Origin of the sequence: Oligella sp. HMSC09E12 (genome assembly GCF_001808505.1) — a bacterium.
GTDB classification, from domain to species: domain Bacteria; phylum Pseudomonadota; class Gammaproteobacteria; order Burkholderiales; family Burkholderiaceae_B; genus Oligella; species Oligella urethralis.
The window spans coordinates 1-14,721 of the sequence record NZ_KV793513.1; the positions used below are offsets into that span (position 1 = coordinate 1).

The 14,721-nt window shown below is 40.1% G+C and carries 15 protein-coding genes and 1 pseudogene; 13 read left to right on the forward strand and 3 right to left on the reverse strand.

All coding sequences use genetic code 11. The annotated features are described in order from the left end of the window. The 5 genes and pseudogenes from HMPREF3179_RS00005 to HMPREF3179_RS00025 all read left to right on the forward strand — a co-directional run. A partial coding sequence (locus HMPREF3179_RS00005) for a YadA family autotransporter adhesin (RefSeq protein ID WP_246824311.1) occupies positions 1 to 1,200 on the forward strand: 1,200 nt, incomplete at its 5' end. After that, complete coding sequence (locus tag HMPREF3179_RS00010; RefSeq protein ID WP_048766891.1) at positions 1,197 to 1,982, forward strand: OmpA family protein; 786 nt, start codon at positions 1,197 to 1,199, stop codon at positions 1,980 to 1,982. The genes HMPREF3179_RS00005 and HMPREF3179_RS00010, both read left to right, overlap by 4 nt. 101 nt (positions 1,983 to 2,083) lie before the next feature. After that, complete coding sequence (locus HMPREF3179_RS00015) at positions 2,084 to 2,566, forward strand: hypothetical protein (protein WP_053087506.1); 483 nt, start codon at positions 2,084 to 2,086, stop codon at positions 2,564 to 2,566. A 190-nt stretch (positions 2,567 to 2,756) separates the two neighbouring features. Then, a complete protein-coding gene (locus tag HMPREF3179_RS00020; RefSeq protein WP_048766889.1) occupies positions 2,757 to 3,011 on the forward strand; it encodes a type II toxin-antitoxin system prevent-host-death family antitoxin in 255 nt (84 codons plus the stop codon). Further along, positions 3,011 to 3,429 (forward strand): annotated as a pseudogene (locus HMPREF3179_RS00025) (type II toxin-antitoxin system VapC family toxin). Before HMPREF3179_RS00020 ends, HMPREF3179_RS00025 begins: the two are co-directional and overlap by 1 nt. A gap of 70 nt (positions 3,430 to 3,499) precedes the next feature. Here HMPREF3179_RS00025 and HMPREF3179_RS12565 read toward each other — a convergent pair. From HMPREF3179_RS12565 to HMPREF3179_RS00035, 3 genes are all read right to left on the reverse strand, one after another. Beyond that, complete coding sequence (locus HMPREF3179_RS12565) at positions 3,500 to 3,802, reverse strand: type II toxin-antitoxin system Phd/YefM family antitoxin (protein ID WP_083290652.1); 303 nt, start codon at positions 3,800 to 3,802, stop codon at positions 3,500 to 3,502. A gap of 200 nt (positions 3,803 to 4,002) precedes the next feature. Beyond that, positions 4,003 to 4,341, reverse strand: coding sequence for a helix-turn-helix domain-containing protein (locus tag HMPREF3179_RS00030; protein ID WP_036560348.1), 339 nt, complete (start codon positions 4,339 to 4,341; stop codon positions 4,003 to 4,005). Further along, positions 4,338 to 4,667: a type II toxin-antitoxin system RelE/ParE family toxin gene (locus HMPREF3179_RS00035; protein ID WP_225792195.1), complete on the reverse strand. Its 330-nt coding sequence runs from the start codon at positions 4,665 to 4,667 to the stop codon at positions 4,338 to 4,340. Before HMPREF3179_RS00035 ends, HMPREF3179_RS00030 begins: the two co-directional genes overlap by 4 nt. Before the next feature lie 262 nt (positions 4,668 to 4,929). Here HMPREF3179_RS00035 and HMPREF3179_RS00040 point away from each other — a divergent pair, with 262 nt between their 5' ends. From HMPREF3179_RS00040 to HMPREF3179_RS00075, 8 genes are all read left to right on the forward strand, one after another. Then, positions 4,930 to 6,027: a hypothetical protein gene (locus HMPREF3179_RS00040; RefSeq protein WP_036560345.1), complete on the forward strand. Its 1,098-nt coding sequence runs from the start codon at positions 4,930 to 4,932 to the stop codon at positions 6,025 to 6,027. Positions 6,028 to 6,268: 241 nt separating this feature from the next. Continuing rightward, positions 6,269 to 6,754, forward strand: coding sequence for an Hcp family type VI secretion system effector (locus tag HMPREF3179_RS00045; RefSeq protein WP_036560342.1), 486 nt, complete (start codon positions 6,269 to 6,271; stop codon positions 6,752 to 6,754). A 135-nt stretch (positions 6,755 to 6,889) separates the two neighbouring features. Continuing rightward, entirely contained in the window at positions 6,890 to 9,331 is a 2,442-nt protein-coding gene (locus HMPREF3179_RS00050; protein WP_048766965.1) for a type VI secretion system Vgr family protein, read from the forward strand. A gap of 28 nt (positions 9,332 to 9,359) precedes the next feature. Then, positions 9,360 to 12,017 (forward strand): DUF2169 domain-containing protein, encoded by a 2,658-nt coding sequence (locus tag HMPREF3179_RS00055; protein ID WP_018027373.1) that lies wholly within the window; start codon positions 9,360 to 9,362, stop codon positions 12,015 to 12,017. After that, the gene (locus HMPREF3179_RS00060; RefSeq protein WP_018027372.1) at positions 12,018 to 13,055 is read left to right on the forward strand and encodes a pentapeptide repeat-containing protein; all 1,038 of its coding nucleotides are present in this window, start codon (positions 12,018 to 12,020) and stop codon (positions 13,053 to 13,055) included. Beyond that, positions 13,040 to 13,696 (forward strand): DUF3540 domain-containing protein, encoded by a 657-nt coding sequence (locus HMPREF3179_RS00065; protein WP_018027371.1) that lies wholly within the window; start codon positions 13,040 to 13,042, stop codon positions 13,694 to 13,696. The genes HMPREF3179_RS00060 and HMPREF3179_RS00065 overlap by 16 nt, the downstream gene beginning before the upstream one ends. 10 nt (positions 13,697 to 13,706) lie before the next feature. After that, positions 13,707 to 14,093: a PAAR-like domain-containing protein gene (locus tag HMPREF3179_RS00070; protein WP_018027370.1), complete on the forward strand. Its 387-nt coding sequence runs from the start codon at positions 13,707 to 13,709 to the stop codon at positions 14,091 to 14,093. 18 nt (positions 14,094 to 14,111) lie between these two features. Then, positions 14,112 to 14,576 (forward strand): DUF3592 domain-containing protein, encoded by a 465-nt coding sequence (locus HMPREF3179_RS00075; protein ID WP_018027369.1) that lies wholly within the window; start codon positions 14,112 to 14,114, stop codon positions 14,574 to 14,576. Positions 14,577 to 14,721: the final 145 nt, after the last annotated feature.

Here is a 14,721-nt window from a genome sequence, read left to right on the forward strand (position 1 = left end):
CATAATGTGAGCAGAAAGTGCTGGGTCATTACAGATATCAATCTTGGCGAAACAGGCTCATTGAATATCGGTGATGATGCAAATCGTAGTTTCTTAGACAGTACTGGTTTAACGGTAACTGGTGACTTAGGAACGACCATTATCAACCCTGGCTTTGTCCAGATTGGTGATGCGACAAATAACATCATTATCGATGGTTCAGCAGGCACTATTGGTGGTTTAACAAATACTTCCTTCGTAGCTGGTAGTTATACGGGTGAAGCGGCAGGTCAAGCAGCGACACAAGGTCAGCTGCAAGATATGGGTAATATGTTGAACTTAACTCAAAATGCTGATGGTCTGAATGTTATCCAAGTTAATGGTAACGAATACGCTGACTTAAGTGCTGCGTTTGCTGATATTCATTGGAATACAGACGTTAGTTCAGGTACGGGTCCAGGTACTTCTACCGGTACAGGATCAGGTACAGCAACAGGCGGAACTGGCTCTGGTGGTACGTCTAGTAGTATTCACTATGGCGATACAGTCACCTTTGTTGCTGGTAGCAATATCTTAATTGATAAAGTACCAGTCAGTGGTTCGGGTGATACTGATATTACGATTGGCTTAAACCCTGATTTACAGGTTAACAGTGTGACTGCTGAGACTGTGTCTACAACAACTGTTAATGCTACCACAGTGAACGCTACTTCTATTAACGCTAACAGCATCGCTATCGGTGGCGGCGGTCCGATTATCAACCAAGACGGTATTAACATGGGTGGTAATCGTATTACTAACGTTGGACCGGGTGTTGAAGGTACGGATGCAGTCAACGTAGACCAGTTAATGGGCGTCGGTAATAACTTACAGAACCAGATTAGCGGTGTACGTCATGATATGAAACGTTTAGAGAATCGTAGCAATGCAGGTATTGCGGCGGCCATGGCAACAGCAGGTTTACCTCAGGCTTACCTACCTGGTAAGAGCATGGTAGCGGTTGCTGGTGGTGTATGGCGCGGTGAGTCAGGTATGGCAATCGGTGTCTCTACCGTAAGTGAAAACGGTAAATGGATACTTAAGGGTAGCGCTAACACATCTGGCCGTGGTGGTGCCGGGGTGGTACGATTGGTGCCGGTTATCAGTGGTAAATTACTATTTAAATTAATCTTTACTCCTTGCTGCTTGGCAGTAGGGAGTAAAAAAGAGGTAATAACATGAGTTTTAACTATAAATCGCTATTTATCGCTGGTCTTTCTGCTCTAGTTTTATCAGCGTGTGGCAACATCAGTAAAGTGAGTTCCGACGGTACAACTGATCAGCCGGTATGGCCGAAGGTTGAGCGTGTCGGGATGAATAAAAAGATGGGTACCTTCCCTGATCTTAGTAAGCTTCAAGAAGTGAAAGCAGGTATGACTAAGGATCAGCTTTACTACTTACTTGGTCGTCCTCACTTTGGTGAAGGCTTTGTAGGCGTGCGCGAATGGGATTATTTATTCCATTTCCATACGCCAGGGCAGGGCGCCAATGGCGTGACGACATGTCAGTTTAAAGTACTGTATGACTCTGATAGCCTAACGCGTAATTTCTACTGGAATGCGGTTGATCCAGTCAACGCGACTTGCCCTCCGGGCGGTGAGCCTCAGCGCTTTACCATCGACGCCGATGCGCTTTTTGCCTTTGACAGCTCTAATTTACGTCCTGAAGGTCAGCGTAAACTTCAAGAGTTTGCTGCAGGCTTAGACCGTGTAGGTCAGTACGATTCAATTGCCGTGGCCGGTTTTACCGACCGCTTAGGCTCCGATTCTTACAACCTACGCCTGTCACAAGACAGAGCAAACAGTGTTCGAAACTACTTAGTCAACCTAGGTGTACCTAGCCATAAAGTATCTGCTCAAGGCTACGGTAAAAGCAATCCCGTCGTGATGTGTGATGGTTTAGGCAATCAGTTAATCGCTTGCTTACAGCCAAACCGTCGCGTTGAGATTGAGCTTAACCGTTAGTTTTTTGGTTTTAATAATTAGTTAGTTCAAAGCAAGACGTTCATGGTTGGAGTATGGTTATGGGCGTCTTGTGGTTTTATTTTTATTAAAAAGAGACAAAAATGTATAAAAAAATAATATTAGTAGCCGCCATGAGTGGCCTTTTAACCGCTTGTCAGACTACTACGTCTACCAGTCAGCAAGCCTCACAAACTCAACAACAGGCACAGCAATCTGCGATTACTGTTCATCTAGCGCAACAGCAGGCTGCTGCGGGCCTAGTCCCGGTGACTGTTGGTCAGGGTAGTTTATACGCTTTACCGCAAGCTGTTTTAGCTCAGAGTGATTTCCAAGGTGTTAGACCGGTAACTGCCGATAATGGCAATAGCTATTTGTTACTTGAGCTGAACGAGCAAGGCCGTCAAAAACTGGCTACACTTAGCTCCCAAGCCCAAGGACACTTCATGCTTCTTGGTGTAAGAGGGCAGGTTGTTAGCATATCGCAAATTAGACAACCCATTCAGGATGGCCGTTTGTTAATGCCAACGCAAAGCCAACAACATTCTGCTGGAATTTTAGCGGCACTGAGAGGTCAAGCGCAGTAAGGTTCAGGTAAGTAGTAAGTACTGCTTTATGAATAAATTTACGGGGTATCGATGGTGTCGGTATCCCGTAAAGTGTTTATGGTGTGATTGTTCATCGAACGCTCCGACATTGTCGCCCATCCGCTTAATAAACAGCTTATTATTGTTGTAGTAATATACTTTGTAACCCTTTCAATTAGGAGGTGTCGCTATGAGTATTACAACCCTCTCATCCCAAGAACTCGATAAAGATATTGGCTACGCTAAAAAAGCAAGTCAAAAGGGTCCTGTTTTCATTACGGAGCACGGTGAGCCAGCCCTTGTTTTATTGAGTATTGAAGAGTACAAACGTCTAACAAGGCCTCATCGAAATATTGCCGATTATCTATCTATGCCAGAAGTTGCTGATATTGAATTTAACCCACCAAAAATTAATTTTGAACCAAAAAAAGCCGATCTTTCCTAATGTTCATTCTTGACACTAATGTCGTATCTGAATTACGTAAAGTCCGCACTATCAAAGCAGTTCCTAACTTTACAGCATGGGCAGAAGCTGCCCATGCTGACGATCTATTCATTTCTGCTATTACTATTATGGAACTTGAACTTGGTATCTTATCGATAGAACGAAAAGATACCATTCAAGGTGCATTGTTACGCTCATGGCTGGAAACACAGGTTTTGTCAGAGTTCGTTGACCGAACCCTATCCATTGATTCAATAGTGGCTCGCAAATGCGCTAGGCTGCACGTACCTGATAGGCGTGGAGAACGTGTGCGCTCATTGCCGCAACTGCACTCACCCATGGCATGATAGTAGTCACTCGCAACATTAAAGATTTTGAACCTACTGGTGTACTTACTTTAAATCCATGGCATTTTTAATGACAGTGCGTATATTGAGTCTGTCTTTAAGGTGCTTGTCAACGACAGTTTAATTCTGAGCCCCGATCATTTAGGGGCAATGCTTGTCAGAGCTCCTCAGATTTGGGTTCGAGCTCCTTAGATTTGAGTTCGAGCTCCTTAGATTTGAGTTAGAGCTCTTTGCATTATCTAAAGACTTGCGTAATCGTTCTGAGTTTTTGGGGCTGGACAACAAATAGGACGTCTCCTCAAAAGCATTAAAGTGTTTGAGGCTTATTAGTACAGCAGGCTCACCATTCTGACGGGTGATAAGAACAGGGCTTCTGTCCTCGTTTACTTTATCTAATATTTCAGCTAAGTTTTTGCTAAGATCTTCAAAAGAAATAACTTCCATTTGTGCCACCTTTAAAAAACAATTAGGTACGTATAGTTGCACTTCTACGAAGTTTGACCTTAAGTGCTAAGTGAATACGTTATCAAAAATAGTGGTCAAGCATACCCTGTGCGTTTGTTGCTGACTCGTGCGGCTGATAATTGTCGTTTGCCTTTTGAGTTCAACTCACCAAATGCTGATACACAACGAGCGATTGAGACTTATGCTTGCAACTCAGAAATTAACTCTGGACGCTTATCTAGTAATTGGATTAATTTTAATGCGGCGCCACTCGGATTACGTACACCTTGTTCCCATGATTTAAGCGTATTTACTGAAATACCAATTTGCTGAGCAAACTTATTTTGCGACAACCCAAGCTTGTGCCGAGTTTGTGCTACAGGAGACACAAAAACTTTGGTTTTGCGCCCATATTGGCCATTTTTAACTTCTGTTAAGGCCTGGGTTAAGCTCTGACGAATCTCTTCAGCGTCCGGATCATCTGCAATGACAGCAGATACGATATCATCAATATTCCAATCTTTTGTTTGATTACTCATGTCATGCTTCCTTTAAGTTTGTTTAATCGTTTATCGTCAATATTGCTCTGGGTGTTTTTAGTATAAATATAAAGTAAAAGTATATTGCCATCATCGAGCATATTGTAATAGATTATTCTCACTCCACCGCGTTTCCCTTTTCCTGCGACTGACCATCGTATTTTTCTCAAGCCCCTCCCATTAGGAATTACATCTCCTTCTAATGGATTTAATGATAAATGACTAATGAACTCAAGTCTTTCTAACTCAGACCAGATAGTGTCAGCCTTACTTTTAAATGATTTTGATTCAATGACTGTGTACATATAAATATTATTGGAATACATTGTACTATAATACCTAGTATTCTCAAAGGAAAGAGTTAATCAATTAATTACTAAAGACACCATCATAATTGTGTTTTGAATAATTAATTGACTAATGCTTGACTTTGTCCACCCCACTAATGTTAATGGTAGTTGTTTGTCAGAGATCCTTAGATTTGAATTATGTTTTTTGTATTATCCAAAGACTTGCGTAATCTTTCTATCTCGCATTTGTAATAAACCAAACATATACTGAAGCCTCTCATAGTTATACAGTCAAAAAATGCTAGCTTCTACAATTAAAGATCATCCTCTCTGTTCCTTGCTCTATACATTTAGCGGTTTGTTTTTGTTAGGATTGCTTCTTCGCCCGCAGACCACTGAACCACAAGAGAATGTCTTGGGCTGGATTGTTTGTTTGGTGCTATGGCTGATCAATTTTATATTAATTTTCAAATATTATTTTTTACCAAATAAAGCGATTTTAAGACTAAAAAAGACGGACAGAAAAGTCGCTGCAGAAGTAGTTGAGGATCATGTCGTCGCCTATAGGGAGCAGAGTAGTTTATTGAATCGTCGTTTGACGTTACGATTCAATAACTTATCCGGAACTGCGATATGCCATGAGTTTCATTTGACTGCGTCTAAGCGTCGTCTGGATGAACTGACGAAGAGCGAGCAGCCAACCTTCGATGAGTACGTTGCGGCTCACAATCAATTATTAGAAATGACAGCTGATGGGGCTCAACGTGCCATCCCACTCTATATTAATCAGGCCGATGAGGAGCCAAGTTATTGCTTTGCTGATGAGGAGGTAGGTCCCACCACCAATCGTAAAAAACAAGGTGCCTATATCCTATTGATTGCTGCGATGTTTGGCATTGTGCCTTTGTTGTTTTTGATAAGTGCTGCCAAACCATTAACTCTAAACTTTCTGGACCCCTGGGCGTTACATCCAGTCTTTGCTTGGTTGCTATGTGCCATGGCATTTATGGCAACGTTAGATGTATTGAATGGTAAAAAGTTGTCAACAAAAATTTTCTCAAAAGCAAATAACCGTCGCACTCAACATACTTTTTACCCGATCTTGTTCTTTGGTTTGCCGGCGATTACACAAAAAATTAAGGCTAAACGAATAGATACCACGGATGATGTGGAGCGTTACCAAGTGACATTAGAGTATGTCGATCAACAGTCACAAATTCAAGTCATTGAGCTCACAGCAACGGTGGATGCGGGGATAGAGCAATTAATTAATTCATTGCCCCAACAACGTAAGATCCTGTACCTTGCGCAGGATCCAACACAGATTATCTTCTTAGATACAACAAATGGTGAGTTTTACCATTCTTCTTTTCAGAGTTGTTTAGGTACAGATTAATAAGAGAATGTAGTGGATCATGTATATGACGATTCACGATCTATTCGTCATAATTTGGTCACCATAGTGTCATTTTTGCTTGCTAACATAACTTTTTAATAAACTGCAAATCAGTGTTTATTTCCTCTTAAGCATAATCAATAAGTTGAGGAGAGCGTTATATCAAGCATCATAAATTCTGTCTGCAGTTTCTAATTCCCATATTTTAAAAGTTTTCGTACTGTTGAGGTAGGAGAGAGTAATGGCTGTTGATATGTATATGAAGATTGAGAGTGTTAATGGTGAGTCTAAAGACGCTCAGCACAAGGATTGGACTGATATTCAGTCGTTTTCTTGGGGCGCGACGCAACCGGGTTCTATGTCTACCGGCGGCGGTGGCGGTACCGGCAAGGCCAGTTTTAATGATTTATATGTAGTTTGCCGTATTGACCGCGCGGCGCCGGCAGTACTAAAGCACTGTGCTAGCGGTAAGCACTTAGGCAAAGTTGAGCTGTCCGTGTGTAAAGCTGGCGGGGAGCAGGTTGAGTACTCACGTATTACCCTAGAGGATGTGTTGGTCACATCCGTGCAGTACAGTGGTGACCAAGATGGTGACGCCATGATGGTTAGCTATGCCTTCCAAGCAGCTAAGGTTAAGCAGCAATACTGGGAGCAGACTGACAAAGGTGGTCGCGGCGCTGAGTCTGTGATTGGTTATGACATCAAGCAAAACAAGGCGATCGCTTAGTTTACTGAATTTGCAGCATAGGTTTGTCATCAAACCGTCATTTTTTAGTAACTATTTTGTAATCTATCATTATTAAAGTAGCAGTATCAATGGCTTAATGGCGCTTGAGCGCTGGTGCAACACAAGGGTGTAAACATGGATTTTCTTAACTTACCATCAACCGATCGTCCTATCGTGGCACATACGGCGCTTGGTCCGCAGTTGGGTTTTTTGAGCTTAACGGGTAAAGAGGCTTTATCTGAGCTGTTTCAGTTTGAAGTGGAATTGGCTGCTGGCACCTTTATGCTTGATGTGCGTTCAATGCTGGGCACGGATTTGACGATTGAGATCGAAACATCGTCTGGTGCACCACGTTTTTTAAATGGTAAGGTCACTGATTTTGAATTACTTGGTCGTGAGCGTACCAATTCCGGCTATTATTTATACCGTGCGATTGTTCGTCCGGCCATGTGGTATTTAACTCAGGGACAAGATAATCGGATTTTCCAAAATCAAAACGTGCCAGATATTTTGAAAAAAGTCTTTGCTCGCTATGGTTTTTCGGTTGAATATCAATTAAATGAAAGCTATCGCGATTGGGAGTACTGCGTACAGTATCAAGAATCCGATTTTAATTTTGTTAGCCGTTTGATGGAGCATGAGGGTATTTATTATTACTTCACTCATCAAAACGGTCAGCATACTCTCGTGCTTACTGATGATGTGGCGACACATCAGCCCTTTCCTGCGTACGACACTTTCACCTTCTATGACACGCAAGGTAATCTTGATTCGGATCGTGAGAGTGTGTATAGCTGGCGTCATCGTGCCGGCATGACCACGGCAAAATATTCAGTGGTGGATTATGACTTCCGTAAACCGCAAGTCAAATTAGATGCCTTGATGTCAGAGTCTTTAGCTGGTGATGATGCCAGTCTTGAAATGTATGAATGGCAAGGTGGTTATCAAGATCTTGATCATGGGGATCAATACGCTCGTATCCGTATCCAAGAGCTCAAGGTAAATCAAGAGATTGTGACGGCTGAAACGACCGTTCGAGGCGTGGCGCCAGGCTATGTGTTTAGCTTGCGTAATCATCCTCGCGCGGCTGAAAATAGAGAGTATTTGGTCATTAACACCACCTACAATATGTCAGTCGCCGGCTATTCTAGCGGCACAGAGCGTAAGGATAATTTCCAAATTCTTTTTAGTGCTATCCCATCTAGTGTACAGTACAGAGCGCCTCGCATCACAAAGCAACCTAAGACATCTGGCCCGCAAACCGCCAAAGTTGTAGGACCAGCGGGTGAAGAATTATACACAGATAAATACGGCCGTATTAAGGCGCAGTTCCACTGGGATCGTGAAGGCAAAAATGATGAAAACAGCTCGTGCTGGATTCGTGTTTCCAGTCCATGGGCAGGTGGCGGCTTTGGTGGCTTGCAGCTCCCGCGCATTGGCGATGAGGTGGTCGTGGACTTTATCGGTGGTAATCCCGATCGACCTATTGTTTTAGGTCGAGTCTATAACGAGAGTAATATGCCACCGGTTAATTTGCCTGCAGAAGCCAATATCAGTGGTTTTAGAACGCAGTCAGTATTTGGTGACTCAAGCACAGAAAATCATATTTTATTTATTGATAAATTAGGTCAAGAGTTAGTTGATTTACGTGCTCAGTACGACATGATTGTGAATGTGTTAAATAATCTGGACATTACCGTTGGTAATAATCGAACAGAACACATTAAAAATAATCTTAAGACGACGGTTGATAATACAGAAGAGCGCACTGTTCACAGTACACGTACGACCACGATTAATGGTTTGGAAACAGGCAATTACACGGCCAGTCGCGTGCAGACGATTACCGGTACCCAAGATACTGAAGTGACGTCTGATGATACGTTTATTGTAGGTGGTAATCAGACAACTGAAATTACAGGAGATCATACAGAAACGATTACCGGTAATGATACGATTTCAGTGACTGGTACGCGTACAGAGACAGTGACAGATGCTGTGACTGAGCACTATAAAAGTACCTATGATGAGACCATTGATGGTATTACTACTAGAACGATTAATGCTAGTACCACAGATAAGATTGATGGAATGCATAATTTAACAGTTACTGGCTATACAAGTTATAAACATGAAGGACTTTATTTTAAGAAAATAGATGGTAATACAGTTCACAATCATGTTGGTAGTGTTAGGGAAACAATGGAGAGCACCTGGGATGTAATAGCAACTGGAGACATTAGTATTACTACTGAAGGTGAAATTTTTATGAGCTCACCTTCAGTGGTAACTGTAGAAGCACCTAAATTCAGTCATGTTGGTGCCAGCTGGTGGGATAAACATGGTTTTAAGAATGGCTTGACGGTCTTTAATTTGTCGGCTACGGGGGCGAGTGTATCCGTGGTTGGTGCAGAAAGTAAGACGGTTATAGGTACGACTTCTACTCAGTATTTATCTAAGTTTGATATGGGTATCCTTAAATTTGATGCAAAGGCTGAGGAATTAAAGACGGCTGCAATGAATAATAGGCTCATGGGCTTGCAGACAGATGTTGTCGGTTTTTTTATGAGATGGTAGATTTTTGCTTTTTTAAAAAGAACCTAATATGCGCATTTTAAAACCTATAAGGTTAAGTTGTATACACCGTCCTTATCGCTATCTTAATAAAGATTATTTAGGTGTATCGGCCTTTGTGCTTGTTGATTTTTCAGCGGGGGATCAGTTTCGTCTTCGTACAGAGCAAGAACTATGGCAGTTATTTGAGCGAGTAGCAGTTAAGGACTTTGGTGCCGAATTAATTGATATGGGTATACCTAAGAAGCAGCCAGAGGTGGTGGTTTCAGGTTACGGTTATGGTAAGTATGCGATAGATGGTCGCACTGCTGTTCAGCTTAAGGTAGCTAATGTCAAAAAGGAACTATGGATCACTGGTGATAGGCGATGGGAGGGTGGTCGTTTTAGCAAAGCAGAGGACTTTGAACAGATTCCTATTTCATGGGCTAATGCCTTTGGTGGTGCTGCTGATACAAAAAATCCCATAGGTAAGGGTCTGGACTATAGTGAAAAAAAAGGTATTAATGCGATTTGGCTACCAAATATAGAAAGCCCTAATAACCCGGTCACTCAAAAAAATAAATCATATCTACCGCAAAGTTTTTCTATGCTGCCTATAGAATATGAGGGTAGAAATCTGTTGTTAGGAACTTATGATGAGAAGTGGAGGCGTGAGGAATTTCCAGGATTTGCCAGTGATATTGATTGGTCTTATTTTAATTCTGCCCCTGTAGATCAGCGTTTATCTCATCTCAATATTGCTGATAAACTGAGTTTTCTTAATCTTCATCCTGAAAAACAAGAGTTAATCACCTCTATTCCTCCTTTAAAAATACGGTTTTTCTATAAGTATCAGCAGGGCTCTCAGTTTTATAAAGATGAGAGTTTGTCGGAGGATGAGCTTAAGTTAATGACTTATTGGGCTTTCCCTTCGGAAGAAATGGCGATTTTAAGTTATCAGGGTAATATTCCGATTTCTGAGGATGATGCGCAAGATATAAGTCATTTATTTTTTGCTATTGAGCATGTAGAAAGACCAAAAACAACAGACTATTATAAAGGTATTTATAAGCTTCGGACTGAACCGCAGGTTGGTGGTTTATATTCGTTGCTTGATTCTCAAGTGGTGGATAAGGAGTTTATACAAGTCGCTACGCACGAGAGTATAGTTGTTTCTAAGTTAGTCACTAATAAGCTTGCTAGGGGCCAAAAGGAACTGGATAAAGAAAAAAAAGAGCTTTTAAATAGGTTAAATCTTTCTGAAGAAGAGCTGAAAGAGCACATTAAAAAAGATGAAGAATTAACAGCCACAGATAAAAGCCGTTTAGCTGAACTCTTTAAAGAGCAGAGCAGCTCCTCAGAGCCCTTAGACTTTGAAGCATCTGTTAGAAAGCAAATTGCCCTTGTAGAGAGTCAACCGTCCGTTCTAGAGCAAAGAAGAAAGCAAAAAAAGGCGCTAGAAGAAAGTACAAAAGGTATTGATGCAAAAGTAGAGCAACGCTCAAGTACAGAGAATAAAGAGTTTTTTAATGAGTATTATGAAGAGACTAAGCCTCAACTAAAGGCTGTAAACCTAACTATTCATACTGAGGGTATGGCAGAAGAGGTGGAACAAGAGTTTGCAGAACAATATCGACAAAACTTAGAAAAATTAAGTGAGACATCAGCCCATCAAGCAGATCAATTATCGCTAAAAAAATCAAGTCGCACCAATAAGATTAAGAGTGACTTTGATTGCGCGTTTAACAAGTCATTAGATGAGGGTGACTATTTTTATGTCGAGGGCGCTACCTTAAGCGATAGTAGCTATGCCAATCAATCATTGAAAAGTCAGTTAGAGGTGGTTAATAGTGTTTTTACTTATGTTGAGTTTACAAAGAGTAATCTAGCCGGAGCTTCATTCAAAAGTTGCGAATTCAAAAATTGTGATTTTAGCTCGGTCATCCTAAATGAAGCGGATTTTGTTAATTGTAAATTTGAGAACTGTACGCTCCATGATGTGCAGTGTTTTAATTCTAAATTTCTTGGCTCTCAATTTTTATTTTCAACTCTTAGTAACTGGGTAAATAGTAAGTTACTTTTAGATCAGTTAAAAATTGAGGATTGTAAGATTGAGAGTTTGGTGTTTATACGTTCTGCTTTAAGTGATGTGTTCTTTAACCGCTGTCAAATAAAACGTTCTGGGATGATTAGAGGTAGAGCCAGTAAACTCCGTTATGAAGATAGTGATATTGACTCTTTGGGTTTTATCGCATTAAAGAAAATAATTAATTTAAATCTTTTAAAGGTAAATTTAGAAAAGTTTTTTATTCAGCAAGGTACAGTTTTATTAAAAGCAAAAATTTACGATTCCTCTATTAAGCATTCAAGCTTTAGAGAAGTCTATTTAGAAGAACTGGAAATACAGGACTCTAATTTGTCTAATAACGATTTTTCATCAGCAACTTTTGATAGGACAAAAATTGAGGATGTTTTTTTAAAAAATGGTTTATTTATCAGAGCAGAGTTTAAAAGCTCATTATTTAAAAAATCTGACTTTGCTATGTCATTATTTAAAAAAGCGATATTTGAAAACAGTTTTTTTAGCCAAAGTTCTTTTTTCTCGGCAGATATGCCTCAAGTTCAGCGAGATATAAAGACTGTATTTGAAAATTGCCTACTTGAAAGAGCAAATTTTTTACCAAGGTTGTCAGAAGGAGTAGCTTTGTAAGTGGAAACTATTCTTTTAGATATACAAAACGGTGAGGATATTGCATTAAGAAATATTTCGCATTATCAAAACCAACGATTTGATGTTGAGGGGGCAGCTTTTAAGCAGTGCCTGCTTGAAAATAATCGCTTCGTAGAGTCGAACTGGAATGACAGTACATTTGAAAATGTGTTTTTTTCTCATGTTCAATGGCAGAACTGTGACTTTGAAAATTTACTATTTCATCGGTGTAAATTTATCAATGTGATGTTTGAAGTAACTGCTATTGCAAAAATAAACTTCATTAATTGTGAGTTTAAAAATTGCACTTTTGATGGAGTAACGTTGGCAGAGACTGCGATTAATAGTTCACCGTCAGCGGAGTTGGAGTTTAAAAACGCTGAGATAAATAGATTGGTTTTTGGTTTAAATCAAAACACACGTTTGAATTTTGTTAATAGCAATGTTGAGCATATTTTATTAAATGGCTTTGATTTCCAGGGGTTTCGGTTTGACTCAAGTGTTTTTGAAAATTTGGTTGCTTATCAGTCGGTGCTTGAAGGGTTGGACTTTAGCGGCCTTAACTTAAAGCGTAGTCAATTTAGTGAAAGTGAGGTTTCCAACTGCAAATTTATCGCTGCTGATTTATCCGATTGTAGTTTTGCTTTGTGTCAGCTAAAAAATAATGATTTTTCAAACGCAAACTTGAGCAGAGCCATGTTTGTTGGAGCAAAGTTGGAGTTAAATAACTTTTCTAAGGCGCAGCTGGATGGATCTGCTTTTTCAAATGCCGAGTTAATACGCACTAACTTCACTGAAATAACAGCGCAAATGTTTGTCGCCAGAGAGGCTAGATTCCATCAATGCAGTTTTGCCAAGAGCAAGATAGCATTGTCAGATTTTGCGTACTCACTATTTGAAGATTCGGATTTTTCAAATACAGTACTTCATCGAGTCTCCATGCAGGGAGTTATTAAGAATAATACTAAGATAAGCAGTTTAGGTGTTCTAGATGAGGATAGGGAATTAAGTAAGGCAGATTTATGGATCTTAAGTTAAAAAGTAGTGAGTTAGATGCTGATGGTATTGGAACTGTTTCGCAAGAGGCAGAAAGTCCTCTTAATCGCTTTTTACAGAAAAAGAATAGTACTTTAGGCTTTAAAAGAGTTTCTGGTGTTGCTCTATTAAAGGAGAAAGTTGATGAGCAGACTTATGTCGTGGAGCTTGAAGAGGGCTCTGTTTTGACAGTTAAAAAAGCGATTAGTTGCATCCATCAAGTTAATGTCGGCGATATAGTGTTAGTAGATGGCTCTGAGAGTCGAGCCTATATAACCGCTTTGCTTGAATCCTCAGAATCTTCTATTGACATAGAAGTTGAGACGTTTAATCTAAAAGCAACAGAGCTCAACTTTGATTCTAAAACAGCGAGTTTTGAGACTGAAAGTTATTCAGTCACATCCGTAAGCTATCGCATTAACTCAATTAATCTAGATATGAAGAGTCAAAAAATGACCTCTTTGGCGAAGTTCTTCAGTGAGTCTTATACCATGTCAGAAAAGTTTGTGGCTGAGGTTGATAAAGTGCAGGCGATGAATATTAATTATTCTGCTGAAATGCTTGCACGAATTGATGGGCATACAACAGTTATTAATGCTAAAGAATTACTTAAAACCGATGCTAAGTTAATCGTTTCAGGTTAAAGGAGTTTATATGTTTGCAAATTGTCAATTAGGGGGTATGGACTTAGGTTTTCCTGATGTATGTAAAACCCCGATTCCGCCCATACCATATCCAAATATCGCTATGGGGCCTTTAACAATCCCGATTTGCTTTAATGTTTTGTTAATGGGGTTGCCTCAGCATAACATAATGTCTAGTCGTCCTATCACCTTTGGAGATACTCCTGGTATAGGTTTGGGATTGATTTCTTGGACTGTGATGGCAAGACAGCAGCATGTTACTGGAGCTTTTACTCATATTCTTCGTGGTACACCGGCAACTAGAGTGACTAGTCTTGGTCCTACAAATCTGATTAATTGCCCTCTCTCTGTGAGAATTGTTCCGAGTCAGTTTAAGGCATTATTATTGTGCCCTTAAATTAGGTTTAATGACTTCATGAGTGGTAAAAAGCCTAAACTTTCTCATTCATTATTTAAAAAAATGCAAAATCTATCCGATTTACAACCTTATTTTTGGTTCATGATAGTCTCAATTATTTTTGTACTGTATTTGGTACACCTTGAAAGAAAGCAGGTTGCTGCTTCGGATAGGATAGAAGTAGAGATTGTTGGTCACCAAGAAATTCACGATCATTCAGCAACATTTTATGCTGCGCGTTATCGTTATGAGTATCGAGGACAGGTTTATCACAACACATCAAATAGTAGGACACCTGTCAAGGTTTACAACGTTGGGCAGCTTTTGCCAGCTTATGTTAATCGCGAAAAGCCTAGTGAGATTCAATTGATCGGTCGTGTCACAGAGAGCCCATTAAAGGTATTTCGTTACGTGATGACAGGGGTTATGTGTTTGTTTATTTTTATCTTTGGTGCGGCATTAATTTCTTATATTATTTTTTAGTAACCGAATAGTATTCGATAAAAGTAAAGAATGTATTGAGCATGTGCCCTGAGTAGACTTTCTAATTGACTTAATTGTTGATAAATGAGGGTGTAAGGTATTTTGTGTAACTTGAGACCTTTGCAATAACACCTCAAACTTCCTA

What these genes read in the sequence shown, in the direction of transcription:
- HMPREF3179_RS00010 (WP_048766891.1), top strand. Translation starts at nt 1,197, where the DNA reads ATGAGTTTTAACTATAAATCGCTATTTATCGCTGGTCTTTCTGCTCTA.
- HMPREF3179_RS00015 (WP_053087506.1), top strand. Translation starts at nt 2,084, where the DNA reads ATGTATAAAAAAATAATATTAGTAGCCGCCATGAGTGGCCTTTTAACC.
- HMPREF3179_RS00020 (WP_048766889.1), top strand. Translation starts at nt 2,757, where the DNA reads ATGAGTATTACAACCCTCTCATCCCAAGAACTCGATAAAGATATTGGC.
- HMPREF3179_RS12565 (WP_083290652.1), bottom strand. Translation starts at nt 3,802, where the DNA reads ATGGAAGTTATTTCTTTTGAAGATCTTAGCAAAAACTTAGCTGAAATA.
- HMPREF3179_RS00030 (WP_036560348.1), bottom strand. Translation starts at nt 4,341, where the DNA reads ATGAGTAATCAAACAAAAGATTGGAATATTGATGATATCGTATCTGCT.
- HMPREF3179_RS00035 (WP_225792195.1), bottom strand. Translation starts at nt 4,667, where the DNA reads ATGTATTCCAATAATATTTATATGTACACAGTCATTGAATCAAAATCA.
- HMPREF3179_RS00040 (WP_036560345.1), top strand. Translation starts at nt 4,930, where the DNA reads ATGCTAGCTTCTACAATTAAAGATCATCCTCTCTGTTCCTTGCTCTAT.
- HMPREF3179_RS00045 (WP_036560342.1), top strand. Translation starts at nt 6,269, where the DNA reads ATGGCTGTTGATATGTATATGAAGATTGAGAGTGTTAATGGTGAGTCT.
- HMPREF3179_RS00050 (WP_048766965.1), top strand. Translation starts at nt 6,890, where the DNA reads ATGGATTTTCTTAACTTACCATCAACCGATCGTCCTATCGTGGCACAT.
- HMPREF3179_RS00055 (WP_018027373.1), top strand. Translation starts at nt 9,360, where the DNA reads ATGCGCATTTTAAAACCTATAAGGTTAAGTTGTATACACCGTCCTTAT.
- HMPREF3179_RS00065 (WP_018027371.1), top strand. Translation starts at nt 13,040, where the DNA reads ATGGATCTTAAGTTAAAAAGTAGTGAGTTAGATGCTGATGGTATTGGA.
- HMPREF3179_RS00070 (WP_018027370.1), top strand. Translation starts at nt 13,707, where the DNA reads ATGTTTGCAAATTGTCAATTAGGGGGTATGGACTTAGGTTTTCCTGAT.
- HMPREF3179_RS00075 (WP_018027369.1), top strand. Translation starts at nt 14,112, where the DNA reads ATGAGTGGTAAAAAGCCTAAACTTTCTCATTCATTATTTAAAAAAATG.